We start from the raw sequence: 13,696 nt of genomic DNA on the forward strand, positions 1-13,696 counted from the left end.
TTTTCAAACTTACATCGTGTTTGAAAATAAAGGGGAAATGGAGGAAACATCGATGAAAAAGATATTAATCACAGGTGCACTCGGTCAAATCGGATCTGAGCTGACAATGGCACTACGTGATGAATATGGCTCAGATAACGTTGTAGCGACCGATATTCGTGAAACGGATAGTCCAGTTGTAACGAGTGGACCATTCGAAACATTAGACGTAACCGATGCTGATCGAATGCATGAATTAGCACAAAAATATAATGTCGATACCATTATGCATTTAGCAGCATTGTTGTCGGCAAAAGCTGAAAATAATCCAAAGTTTGCCTGGGATCTCAATATGGGTGGTCTCGTTAATGCTTTAGAAGTAGCCCGGATTTTGGAACTACAATTCTTTACGCCTAGTTCGATTGGCGCTTTTGGTCATACGACCCCGAAACAAATCACACCTCAGGATACGATCCAACGACCTTCGACGATGTATGGTGTCAATAAAGTATCAGGAGAACTATTGTGTGATTATTACTACCAACGCTTTGGTGTTGACACACGTGGGGTTCGTTTTCCTGGCTTGATTTCTTATGTGACGGAACCAGGTGGTGGCACAACGGATTACGCAGTTGAAATTTATTATGAAGCGATTAAAAACCGGAAGTATACGTCTTACATTGCTCAGGGTACATATATGGATATGATGTACATGCCTGACGCAATACAAGCGATTATTCAGCTGATGGAAGCTGACGGGGATAAGCTTGTTCATCGAAATGCATTTAATGTAACCGCGATGAGTGCAGCACCTGAGGATTTTGAAAAAGCGATTCAAAAGCACATACCAGAATTTGAACTATCATATGAAGTGGACTCAATCAGGCAAAAGATTGCTGATAGCTGGCCAGACTCAATTGATGCGAGCTGTGCTAAAGAGGAATGGGGCTTTAACCCTTCTTATGATATCGATCGAATGACAGCTGACATGCTAGAAAAATTAAAACAAAAATTGTGAATAAGTTAAGGCGAATTTCGTACAGAAATTCGCCTTCTTTTTCTTAATATTAATAGAGAAGTTCTCAATGTTAGAGGAGTAGTTCTCAAAATTGAATAAGAAGTTCTCAATGTTAAAGGAAAAGTTCTTAATGTTGTTGGATTTTTTCTCGAAATTGATGAAATAGTTCTCAAAGTAACCTGATATTTTTTTGAAATAGCTCAATGTCATCAATCGAGTTCCGATTTGTCAGTTCTTTAGTTAAACACCTCGTCCAATCGGCTTGCGTAAAAGGCCAAGGCTTTTTTATATGCTTGAATGGATTCATCATCTGTCGTTTCCAGCAGTTTGGTCATTAAAATTTCCATCGCAAGGTCTGAATCACCTAAATTATATAACGTCATGGCAAAAAAGATATAAAAAGCATTGTAATCTGGATATTCGCTCATACCGACCTCAAGAGTTTCTCTCGCATTCTCATATAAGCCAACTGCACGATAGCTACTTCCGAGACTTAGTAGTGCATTGCGACGATCATTATCTTCTAACCCATTTTCCAACGCTTGTTTATAGTATGTAATCGCTTGAGGTTCCATATCTGATTGGTCATAAATAAAGGCTGTTTCTAATAATAATTGAGGATGGTCAGGGTCATTTTCTAAATAGGATGAAGCTAATTCCCTTGCCTCTTCAACCTGCCCGTTTTGTCGTATTTGTCGTAACTTTTTTAGATTCATAATAATCTCCTTTCGCTACATTCATTATTGTATAGTGGAATATAGTTCGTGACAAACTAAAGCGTACAAACATGAAGCTTTTTGCGTAGGGAGAAAATTATAAATCATCCAAAATGTTTTATTTAGCGTTAAATTAATTAGAAATTTTATCCTTAACATAAGAAGACGAGTGAATAGATATAAATTCTCTAACATAGTTCCAAATACTATTTTGACTATTTTTCGACATTTAAATACAATTTTTAACGTATGTATTGAAAATATAGGAGGAACAAAATGAAAATTAAGGAAAAGTATCAAACGGATGACTATCTCGGGGAAGGTGTTCAAAAGACCTCGTTATTTATAAGCGGTGGCTTTTTAGTCTTATTCATTTTACTAGCATTTTTAATGCCTGAGTTTACTACAAAGGTTGTAAATAACTCTTTTAATTTTTCAGCAACATACTTTGGTTTATTCTGGCAGCTACTGATGCTAGCAACATTAATCGTCGGACTTATTTTAATGTTTACGCGTTATGGTCGAGTCAAATTAGGGAAAAAGGAAGAGCCTCAATTTTCTAACTTTCGCTGGATTGCGATGGTTTTAACGACCTTACTGGCGAGTGGTGGAGTATTCTGGGCTGCAAGTGAGCCAATGTCACACTATATCACGACGCCACCATTATTTAGTGCCGAAAATTTAAGTGAGTGGGATCGTGCTATTCCCGGATTAGCACAAGCTTTTTTCCATTGGGGTTTTTCGGCATGGGCGGTTTTAGGGACCGTTGCGACTATTGTTTTAATGTATGCCCATTATCATAAAGGCATGCCTTTAAAGCCAAGAACGATTCTTTATCCCATCTTCGGTGATAAAATTTTTAAGCGGTATAATTTCTTTGGGTTAGCGGCTGATGTAACATCGATTATAGCTGTAGCTGCTGGTACTATTGGAGCAATAGGGTTTTTAGGTCTACAAGCTGCGTATGCTTTTGAACAAATTTTTGGTGTTCCCAGTACACTATTTATGCAAATTGCATTTATTGTTATATTAATTACCATTGCTACGATTTCAGCCATTACAGGTGTCGACAAAGGGATTCAGCTGTTAAGTCGATTTAATGTCGCATTCGCTGTTATCCTCATGATTTTAATTTTAATTGTTGGACCGACACTTTTTGTTTTAGACGCCTTCTTAACAGCCGAAGCGTTTCAAATTCAAAACTATATTATGATGAGTCTAACACGTGGTGATACAGAATGGTTAAACTGGTGGACCGTCTTTTTCTGGGGTTGGTTTATCGGTTTCGGGCCGATGATGTCTATTTTCATCGCTCGTATTTCACGTGGACGGACGATTCGTGAATTAATCGTAGCGGTTGCGATTATTTCACCAATTGTGAGCAACTTTTGGTTCGCTACACTAGGTGGATCTGGTGTATTCTTTGAAATGGGAGAACCGGGTATTATTTCCGGTCCGCTAAATGATATTGGTCAAGAAGCCGCGGTGATGGCGATTTTAAACCAATTGCCGGCGAGTAGCTGGTTTGCCTTTGGTTTCCTCATTATCACGATTATATTTGTGGCAACAACAGCTGACTCGATGGCCTATGCCTCTGCGGTTGCCGTTACCGGTAATGATGATCCAAGTAAATATGTTCGTGTTTTCTGGGCGTTAATTTTTGGAGCTGTGGCGGTCGCGTTATTATCGATAGGTGGAGGGGATGATAGTAGCATCGGCATGTTGCAAAACTTTATCGTCGTCTCAGCCGTGCCTGTATCAATCTTGCTACTTCCACCCGTTTGGGATTCAGTTAAAATTGCGAACAAATTGGCGATTGAACAAGGTATAAAGAAAAAAGAAGAGCGTGACGAGATTTAATTAATTAGAAAGCCATGGCGTTTCGTAACGTCATGGCTTTATTGTATTTTTCAGGTATGGGTAACAATGATGATCCGTGGTATAATAAGAAAAAAGCAATAAAAGAAGGTGAGCATTTGGAAGCGAAACCATGTGTAAATTCATTAACGGTTAGAAATTCTCATGTTCTGCCACCAGATACAAATAGTCATGGAACTTTATTTGGTGGTCGATTAATGGCTTATATTGATGATGTTGGAGCAATCGCTGCAGCAAGACATGCACGTATGCCGGTTGTAACTGCGTCGATTGATTCCGTTGACTTTTTAACGCCTGTAAAAGAAGGGAATACGATTTGCCTTGAAGCTTATGTCACATGGACACATCGGACATCCATGGAGGTTTTCGTAAAAGCTGTAACAGAAAACCTATTGACTGGGGACAGAGAGGTTTGTACAACAGCCTTTCTAACAATGGTGGCCATCGATGATGATGGAAAACCAACTGAAGTGCCACCCGTTTATCCAGAATCGAAAGAAGAAAAGTGGCTTCATGAAGGAGCATCTAGTCGAGCTGAATATCGTAATAACAGACGAAAGGATTCAAAAGAGCTTGCTAATAAATTTGGTGCAGATTTTCCGTGGGATCCAACAACAAATCAAAAAGCATAATTGACAATTGGCTATATAAGCATTACAATTTAGGTATGAAGGAAATTGTTGGTGTTACAAATGAATAAACCAATGCAAGCGGGTATCGGCAAATCCGCACTTCTTTTAGTGTTAGCTAATAGTCATGAGTTAGAAGAAGCCGACACACGCGTGAAAGAATCTGGTTTTTCCTTTTGTTTAGGAAAAACGGGTTCGATGGATTTACAAAAAGTCGTTTCAGCAATTGAAACAGCTGCTAAACGAAATGAATTAGTTAATGAAACACTCTATCGAGAAATGCATGCGTTATACCATGCAATCCTGGAAGCTTTAGAAGGCGTGACGCGGGGGCAAATCATGCTCGGTGATGTCATGCGAACGGTTGGATTACGATTCAGTATTGTTCGTGGTCGACCTTATGAAAATAAAGCTGAAGGGGAATGGATTGCCGTTGCACTTTACGGCACAATTGGCGCTCCAATCAAAGGACTGGAGCATGAGACTACGGGATTAGGCATTAATCACATATAATAAATCGCCCAGAGTTACTAGTGGTGAGGGGGCTAATTCTCAGAAGTAGACTGAGAGTTAGCCTTTTTTTTGTCTAAAATTCTGGAATTATTTAAGTTGAGAGTATTTTTATTTAAGTTCAACATTTTTTTGTTTAAGTTGATTAAGGAAATGTTTAAGTTTTAATAATCTTTATTTAAGTTCAGGTCAAAATTGTTTAAGTTTACATCAAAAGGAGTGAAAGCATGGAATTAACAGGTACTCATTTATCTTTAGAGCAAGTAAAACATGTTATATACGATTTTGAAAACGTTTCCATATCCAAAACAAGTTTAGAAAAAGTTAACCAAAGCCGTGCTACAGTTGAAGAATATATTGATGATCACCAAATTGTTTACGGTATTAATACAGGCTTTGGCAAGTTTAGTGATGTTGAAATCGAGTCAAATGACCTCGATGAATTGCAACTAAACTTAATCCATTCCCATGCTTGTGGTGTCGGTGAACCTTTCTCTGAAGCAGTCAGTCGGGCAATGATATTACTGAGGGCTAATGCATTATTAAAAGGCTTTTCGGGTGTACGACCGGTCATTATTGAACGACTCGTTGACTTACTTAACCATCGTATCCATCCTGTTATTCCGCAGCAAGGCTCACTTGGGGCAAGTGGTGATCTCGCCCCATTGGCTCACCTCACGTTAGTTTTACTAGGGGAAGGGGAAGTGTTTTATAAGGGTGAAAAGGTACCGACACCGATTGCGTTTAATCAAGAAAAAATTGATCCAGTTCAACTAAAGGCCAAGGAAGGGCTAGCGCTAATTAACGGAACGCAGGCCATGACAGCAGTGGGTGTTTTAGCCTATTTAGATGCTGAACAAGTATTATTTAACACAGAAAAAATTGCTTCCATGACAATGGAAGGGCTTAATGGTGTCATCGATGCCTTTGATGATTTAATTCATGCTGCAAGAGGCCATGTGGAACAGCGGGAAGTAGCTGGGCGCATTCGTGAATATTTAGCCGATAGTCAATTAACGACAGAGCAAGGAGAAGTCCGTATTCAGGATGCCTATTCAATCCGTTGTATTCCACAAGTGCTTGGTGCCTCTTGGCAAACCTTAATGTATGTAAAGGAAAAATTAGAAACTGAGATCAACGCTGCAACCGATAACCCACTCATTTTTTCAGATGAAGGAAAAGTGTTATCAGGCGGCAATTTCCATGGTCAACCGATTGCGATTGCAATGGACTTATTAAAAATCGGTATGGCTGAGGTTGCGAATATCTCTGAGCGTCGAATTGAGCGACTCGTTAATCCGCAACTGAACGACTTACCACCGTTTTTAAGTTCAGAACCGGGATTACAATCGGGGGCAATGATTATGCAGTATACCGCTGCATCACTCGTTTCTGAAAATAAAACGCTAGCTCATCCTGCAAGTGTAGATTCAATCCCATCATCAGCTAACCAGGAAGATCACGTCAGCATGGGAACAATCGGGGCACGCCATGCTTCACAAATTATTGAAAATGTTAGACGTGTCATCGCTATTGAATTAATTTGCGCCATGCAGGCGGTAGAACTTCGTGGTACCCATTTAATGGCTAATGAAACCGAATCACTCTACCGCGCTGCAAGAGAGATTGTCCCAAGTATTAAGAAAGATCGAGTGTTTTCAAAGGATATAGAAGCTTTGCAAGCGTGGATGAAAAATTAGAAGGTGATTTATATGAGGTTTTTAATTGCTGAAGCGGATGAATTAGAACAAAAAGGAATCGAATGGTTAATTTCGACGAATCAAATTCCTCATCAAGAAATATTGAGAGCTAACACACCACAAAAGGTTGAACAGGTTTTAAGGCAGGAGAAGGTTGAGCTATTAATCATTAATTTAGATTTGTTCAATGAATTTGAATGGTTACGCATCAAAAATTTACTAAAGTATATGGATGGAACGATTATTATTCATTCAGCTCATCAAACTTTCCGAACAGCTCGGGAAGCATTAGAAGTTAATGCTAAGGGATTATTTATTCAACCGATATCCCCTAATGAATGGTCAGCGAGTGTACGAAAAATTGTTCGTCATGCTAACCTGAGTGACAAACAAACGAAAAGTAACGCTGTCACACAAGATAGCAACATGTATCGCTGGTTATTTGATTATCACTTTGAAATGAGCGAAGTAAGAGAACTATTAGAACGGGGTAAGAGCAAGGATCCAAAGTTCGTATCTGTAATTGAAATTGATTCGACTACTAACCTGAAAATGGGGCGAAGTCGTGTTCTACAGATTATTCAAGAGGAACTTCAAGAGTATAGTCCTTACGTAATCCCAACAGAAGAGTGGATTGTTCTTATTTTTAATGTAAAGGCTTTACATCATGATGCCCGTTTAACGGATTTTGAAAGTATTTTTATAAGATTGCTGCGATTATTAAAAGAACAATATGATATCTCTATTACGGTTGGTTTAGGCAATGAGTATACAGATATTTATAAGCTTAGGGATTCCTATGTTGAAGCCAAGACTTCCATTAAACGAAAATTTTATTATGGCATTAATCAAGTTTTTCGTTATGGTCACCCGTTCGCTTTGCATACGATTGACCCGATCTTGACACCAGAAGAACAAGAGAAGCTTGTATATTTTTTAACCCATCAAGATCGGCAAGGTATTAAGGAATATTTGTTTGACTTATTTTTAATCGAATATAATGATTTAGATCAATTCCCGCACCCTGATTTTATTCGAATTAAGTTAACGAGTGTCATGGCCAATATTAGAAGATTCATGTTAAGAAATGAGGATCTTTTAAGCTTAGAAAAGCAATATCAACTTATGTTTAATGACATCCTGAATGGTGAAGAACTATCCGTAATTGTCCAAAAACTTGTCTATTTTTGCTATAGCTTATTCAGTAATCTTAACCAATCCGAAGAAGCTATTTATTCTAAAGTGACCCAAGGGCTAATAGAATATATAGAGGATCATTATTTTGAAAAAGTATCACTGCATCGATTGGCTGACCAAGTGGGTAAAAATAAATACTATTTAAGTCATCTTTTTAAAAGGGAAACTGGCCAGTCTATGAGTGAATATATCCAAAAAGTAAGAATTGAAAATGCCAAACATTTAATAGAAACAACTGAAAAGTCTATGCAGGAAATAGGCTACTTAGTTGGCTATGAAGACCAATCATACTTTAGTAGAATGTTTAAAAAGTGGAATAGTATGAGTCCTAATGCGTATAAGAACAATATCATTAAAAAATAGCAATATAATTATAAAAAATTGAAATAAGGTAAAATATGTCGATTAATAACCAACAAAATACTTAATAAATTCTGAAAATTATAAAAGAAATCTCGTCTCTTTATCTCATACAATAGAGATAAAGGAGGAGATATCAATGTCTAATGAACCTCTAAGAAAAGTTCAGCACAATTATGAAAGCGATTTAACACCAAGTTTTAACACTATTATAAAGTTAATTATTTTTAGTTTTATCGGGTTATTCGTATTTTTTGTACCAGTTACGATCGGTGATAATTCAACGATTATGCTAGATCATATTGTCACTTGGTTTGAAGAAACCTTTCCCTCAATAGTTCCTTACTATGCCTTAATAGTGATTTTGGCTGGGGCAATCTATCCCTTTTATAAGAAGGAATGGAATAAGGATTTAGTGACGATTGTTTTCTCATGCCTAAAAGTATTGGGTCTGATTGTAGCGATTATGCTTATAACTGAGGTTGGACCAGCCTTTTTATTCGACCCAGATATTGGACCATTTTTATTTAATAGCTTAGTGATACCAGTCGGATTATTGGTTCCAATTGGTGCTGTATTTCTAGCTTTTATTGTCGGTTACGGTTTACTAGAATTTATCGGAACTATTATGAGACCGATCATGCGACCAATTTTTAAAACACCAGGTCGTTCTGCGATTGATGCTTTTGCTTCCTTTGCTGGTAGTTATTCAATTGCATTATTAATCACAAACCGCGTTTATAAAGAAGGTAAATATTCATTAAAAGAATCCATGATTATTGCGACTGGATTTTCAACTGTATCGGCAACATTTATGATTGTTGTTGCTTCAACTTTAGGGTTTATGGATATTTGGAATACGTTCTTTTGGACGACCCTCATCATTACGTTTATCGTTACAGCGATTACAGTTAGAATTTGGCCATTAAACCGTGTAGATGAAAAGTACTACACAGGTGAACCAGTGGAAGAACCAAAAGTAGAAGGTAATATTATTAAAGAGGCCTGGACGAATGGTCTTAGAGCGGCATCACAGGCCCCGTCATTAAGTAAAAATATATGGATCAACTTAAAAGATGGATTCATCATGGTGATGAGTATACTTCCATCAATTCTATCAGTTGGTTTAATTGGGTTATTATTAGCCGAGTTTACACCGTTTTTTGATATTTTAGGATATATCTTTTATCCATTTACGGCTTTATTGCAGATTCCTGATGCCATGCTAGCGGCTAAGGGTGCTGCTATGGGAATCGCTGAGATGTTCTTGCCAGCCTTGTTAGTGGCTGAAGCAGGGTTTGTTACAAAATTTGTTATCGGTGTAACATCGATATCATCAATCTTATTCTTTTCTGCATCTATTCCAGTTATTTTATCAACCCAAATTCCAGTAAAAATTTCCGATTTAGTGATCATTTATGTAGAACGCGTTATTTTAACGCTTATTATTGCAACACCAATTGCATTTTTACTAGCTTAAGAGGAGGAATGGCATATGTCTAAAGATGTTAAACAGAAAATCCGTGCCCCAAGAGGGACTGAGTTAAACACAAAAGGATGGGTTCAGGAAGCAGCTTTACGCATGTTAATGAACAACTTGGACCCTGAAGTAGCTGAAAACCCAGATGAGTTAGTCGTTTACGGTGGAATCGGGAAGGCTGCCCGTAATTGGGAGAGTTATGAAGCGATTGTCAAAACGTTAAAACGGTTAGAAGAGGACGAAACGATGCTCGTCCAATCCGGGAAGCCTGTTGCCGTTTTCAAATCGCATAAAGATGCTCCGCGTGTCTTACTCGCAAACTCAAACCTAGTTCCAGCGTGGGCGAATTGGGATCATTTCCGTGAGCTTGAGAAGAAAGGCTTAATGATGTATGGCCAAATGACGGCAGGAAGCTGGATTTATATTGGAACACAAGGGATTTTACAAGGGACGTATGAAACATTCGCAGAAGCGGCTCGTCAGCACTTTGATGGATCACTTCGAGGTACGTTAACAGTGACAGCAGGTCTCGGTGGTATGGGTGGTGCTCAACCACTTGCTGTCACGATGAATGACGGCGTTGTTATTACTGTAGAGGTTGATGAATCACGAATCAAGCGCCGGATTGATCACAAGTATTTAGATAAAATGGCAATGTCATTAGATGAAGCACTGGATTTAGCCAAACAGGCGAAAGCTGCTGGCCAACCATTATCAATCGGCTTATTAGGTAATGCCGCTGATGTGCTCCCGGAGCTTGTTGAACGTGGAGAAATCCCTGACTTAGTCACAGACCAAACATCAGCACATGACCCTTTAAATGGGTACTTACCGACAGGGTATTCCATGGAAAAAGGAACGAAAATGCGACAAGACAATCCAGATCAATATTTGCAGGATTCACTTACAAGCATTAAAACCCACGTTAAGGCAATGCTCGATTTACAAAAAGCTGGCGCCATTACGTTTGACTATGGTAATAACATTCGTCAGGAAGCTTATAACGAAGGACTTAAGAATGCCTTTGATTTCCAAGGATTTGTTCCAGCCTTTATCCGTCCGCAGTTTTGTGAAGGAAAAGGGCCTTTCCGCTGGGCTGCGTTATCTGGAAATCCAGAAGACATTTATAAAATTGATGACGTTTTATTACAAGAGTTTTCGTATAATGAGCATCTATGTAAATGGATTCGCATGGCGCGTGAACAAGTGGCGTTTCAAGGGCTACCATCACGCATTTGCTGGTTAGGTTATGGCGAACGTGCTCGTTTTGGTAAAATCATTAACGATATGGTCGCATCAGGAGAAATCTCCGCACCGGTTGTTATTGGTCGTGACCATTTAGATGCAGGTTCGGTGGCATCGCCTAACCGTGAAACGGAAGGTATGAAGGATGGAACAGATGCCGTTGCTGACTGGCCAATTTTAAATGCTTTAATTAATTCGGTGAACGGTGCAAGCTGGGTATCTGTTCATCACGGTGGTGGTGTTGGTATGGGCTACTCGTTACATGCCGGTATGGTTATTGTGGCTGATGGAACAGAGGATGCGGCTGAACGTTTAGAACGCGTCTTAACCTCTGACCCAGGTATGGGAGTCGCGCGCCATGTTGACGCAGGATACGAATTAGCAGAGACAACAGCTCACGAAAAAGGTGTCGACATCCCAATGTTGGATGATTAATAAATTTTGAATGGGTGGGGTAACTCCGGGTTGACGAATCAAATCGATGGCGACTCACCCCAATAACTTACCTGACTATAAAATAGTTTTCATAGGAGGATTTCTACATGACACAAACAACACTACTTTATAATATTGGACAGCTCCTAACGATGGATCAGCAAGAAGGGCCCGTTCACGGTAAAGCAATGAACGAGTTAGATGTGAAAGAAAATTATGCGGTTTTCATTAAAGATGGAAAAATTGAAGCGATCGCCCCGAATGATGAGTTGGCAGATGTCAAAGCAGATGAAAAAATTGATTGCCAAGGTAAGCTCGTAACACCTGGGCTTGTTGAGCCACATACGCATCTTGTTTTTGGTGGGTCACGTGAACATGAGATGGCATTAAAGCAGCAAGGGGTACCGTATCTAGACATTTTGAAGCAAGGTGGCGGGATTTTATCAACGGTTCGTGCAACACGAAAAGCAACGGAAGAAGAACTCTATGAAAAAGCGATGTTTCATCTTAATCGTATGGCGACTTATGGCATTACGACAGTAGAAGCGAAAAGTGGTTACGGCATGAATCATGAAACAGAATTAAAACAGCTTCGTGTCGCCAAAAAAGCGGGAGAAAACCATCCGCTTGACCTTGTCTCAACCTTTCTTGGCGCACATGCGATTACAGAAGAGTACAAGGATGACCCAGATGCGTTATTAGATGACATGGCAGCGATGTTCAATCAAATTAAGGACGAGAATCTAGCCGAATTCGTCGATATTTTTACAGAAACAGGTGTGTTCACCGTCGAACAATCGCGACGTTACCTGCAAAAAGCTAAAGACCACGGCTTTGACCTAAAAATTCACGCGGATGAAATTGATCCGTTAGGTGGGACACAGCTTGCGGTCGAGCTTGGTGCTAAGACAGGCGATCACCTCGCTGTAGCAACTGACGAAGGCATCAAGCAATTAGCTGGTTCAGACACAATCGGCGTTCTCTTACCGGGTACAATCTTTTATTTGGGCAAAGGTGAATTTGCTCGCGCAAGAAAAATGCTGGAAGAGGGTGCGGCTATTGCTATTTCGACTGACTTTAACCCAGGAAGTAGCGTCACGGAAAATATCCAGCTGATCATGTCATTAGCAGCTCTAAAAATGAAAATGACACCTGAAGAAATCTGGCATGCTGTCACGGTTAATGCGGCTCATGCGATTAACCGTGGTGACGTAGCAGGACAAATTAAAAAAGGACGCCAGGCTGATGTCGTCATCTGGGACGCGCCGAATTACATGTACATCCCGTATCATTATGGCGTCAATCACGTGAATACCGTGATTAAATCTGGACAAAAGCTTTACAAACGAGGTGATCTCCTTGTCTAATTTTTTAAAACCAGCAGGAGAAGCGAAGTTTGTGGATCGCCATACGACAAAATTTAATGAATTACTCGTTCCGGATAAGAAGCACACAGGTCCGGTTAAATACGGTGTCTTAGGCGCCCCTTTATCTAAACCATCGATTAGTCACTCTGGAGCATCATTCGCTCCGGGTGCTATTCGTCAGGCGATGGCGAGTTATTCGACTTATGCGAATCATTCAGGCCATGACTTTCGCGACCAATCGATTGTTGATTTTGGTGATGTTGTCATGCAACAGACTGATATTCTTGAATCGCAGGACCGTATTTATAAATCGATTGATCACGTGTTGGCCAAACAAGAAGTCGAGAATCTCATCGTTTTCGGTGGCGATCACTCAGTTAGTTTTCCATCAATCAAAGCTCACCAAAAGCATAAAGGAACAATAGGTGTCATTCAGTTTGATGCTCACCACGATTTACGAAACTTAGAAGACGGTGGCCCGACAAATGGCACACCATTTAGACGGTCGATTGAAAACCAGGTTCTAAAGGGTGAGCATATCGTTCAAATTGGGATAAGAGATTTCACAAATGCTAAGGCATACGCTGATTATGCCAAGGATCAAGGTGTACAGGTATATACGATGCAGGATGTTTATCGTCAAAACATTGAAGACATCATTCAACAATCACTTGTTTACCTTAAGGATAAAGTCGATTTAATTTATCTGTCAGTCGATATGGATGTTCTTGATCAGGCTTTTGCACCAGGATGCCCAGCAATAGGCCCGGGTGGAATGGATAGTTGGACATTATTAACAGCTGTTGAAGAAGCGGCAAAACATGAGATGGTTCAAGGGATGGACATCGTCGAGATCGATCCAACTATCGATATTCGAAATATGACAAGCCGAGTTGCAAGCCACGTTCTTTTTTCTTATTTAAAGGGGAAAGAACTTAGCCAATAATTTATATTTAAGGTTTTTACACTAAAAAACTAAGGCATTCGCTAATTTTGCGATAAGCCTTAGTTTTTTTAAAGGAATTTGGTTCACTTTGTCGAAATAAACTTATAGGATCAAAATACTAAATCATAAGTTCTATTGGAGTGAACCATTAGGTCAACTACCCACCACTTAACGACCTCACGGTCTGTTTGAAGTGGGGGCTTGTGACGACCCAATAGTGCTAACGATTTATAATC

Annotated in this window: 11 protein-coding genes; 10 read left to right on the top strand and 1 reads right to left on the bottom strand. The window is 39.5% G+C overall.

Annotated features, from left to right (window positions below):
- Positions 1-52 precede the first annotated feature (52 nt).
- Positions 53-997, top strand: a complete 945-nt coding sequence (locus tag BLP77_RS01805) for an L-threonine 3-dehydrogenase (protein ID WP_093855389.1) — start codon at positions 53-55, stop codon at positions 995-997.
- A 236-nt stretch (positions 998-1,233) separates the two neighbouring features.
- Here the strand turns inward: BLP77_RS01805 and BLP77_RS01810 are convergent, their stop codons facing one another.
- The gene (locus BLP77_RS01810; RefSeq protein ID WP_093855390.1) at positions 1,234-1,713 is read right to left on the bottom strand and encodes a tetratricopeptide repeat protein; all 480 of its coding nucleotides are present in this window, start codon (positions 1,711-1,713) and stop codon (positions 1,234-1,236) included.
- A 276-nt stretch (positions 1,714-1,989) separates the two neighbouring features.
- Between BLP77_RS01810 and BLP77_RS01815 the strand changes: the two genes are divergently transcribed.
- From BLP77_RS01815 to hutG, 9 genes are all read left to right on the top strand, one after another.
- Positions 1,990-3,573, top strand: coding sequence for a BCCT family transporter (locus BLP77_RS01815; RefSeq protein WP_093855391.1), 1,584 nt, complete (start codon positions 1,990-1,992; stop codon positions 3,571-3,573).
- A 116-nt stretch (positions 3,574-3,689) separates the two neighbouring features.
- Positions 3,690-4,223 carry an acyl-CoA thioesterase gene (locus BLP77_RS01820; RefSeq protein WP_176752940.1) on the top strand — a complete coding sequence of 178 codons (534 nt, stop codon included), beginning with the start codon at positions 3,690-3,692 and terminating at the stop codon, positions 4,221-4,223.
- Between the two features lie 60 nt (positions 4,224-4,283).
- The gene (gene hutP / locus BLP77_RS01825; RefSeq protein WP_093855561.1) at positions 4,284-4,733 is read left to right on the top strand and encodes a histidine utilization transcription antiterminator HutP; all 450 of its coding nucleotides are present in this window, start codon (positions 4,284-4,286) and stop codon (positions 4,731-4,733) included.
- A 224-nt stretch (positions 4,734-4,957) separates the two neighbouring features.
- Entirely contained in the window at positions 4,958-6,430 is a 1,473-nt protein-coding gene (gene hutH, locus BLP77_RS01830) for a histidine ammonia-lyase (RefSeq protein WP_093855392.1), read from the top strand.
- Positions 6,431-6,442: 12 nt separating this feature from the next.
- Complete coding sequence (locus BLP77_RS01835) at positions 6,443-7,990, top strand: helix-turn-helix domain-containing protein (protein ID WP_093855393.1); 1,548 nt, start codon at positions 6,443-6,445, stop codon at positions 7,988-7,990.
- Positions 7,991-8,126: 136 nt separating this feature from the next.
- A complete protein-coding gene (locus BLP77_RS01840) occupies positions 8,127-9,467 on the top strand; it encodes a YjiH family protein (RefSeq protein WP_093855394.1) in 1,341 nt (446 codons plus the stop codon).
- Between the two features lie 15 nt (positions 9,468-9,482).
- Positions 9,483-11,147: a urocanate hydratase gene (gene hutU, locus BLP77_RS01845; RefSeq protein ID WP_093855395.1), complete on the top strand. Its 1,665-nt coding sequence runs from the start codon at positions 9,483-9,485 to the stop codon at positions 11,145-11,147.
- A gap of 107 nt (positions 11,148-11,254) precedes the next feature.
- Positions 11,255-12,514, top strand: a complete 1,260-nt coding sequence (hutI, locus tag BLP77_RS01850; protein WP_093855396.1) for an imidazolonepropionase — start codon at positions 11,255-11,257, stop codon at positions 12,512-12,514.
- On the top strand, positions 12,501-13,460 hold the full coding sequence (gene hutG, locus BLP77_RS01855; RefSeq protein ID WP_143001390.1) for a formimidoylglutamase: 960 nt from the start codon (positions 12,501-12,503) through the stop codon (positions 13,458-13,460). Before hutI ends, hutG begins: the two co-directional genes overlap by 14 nt.
- The last annotated feature ends 236 nt before the right edge of the window (positions 13,461-13,696 follow it).

The organism is Tenuibacillus multivorans, from assembly GCF_900103915.1.
In the GTDB taxonomy this organism is placed as follows: Bacteria; Bacillota; Bacilli; order Bacillales; family Alkalibacillaceae; genus Tenuibacillus; species Tenuibacillus multivorans.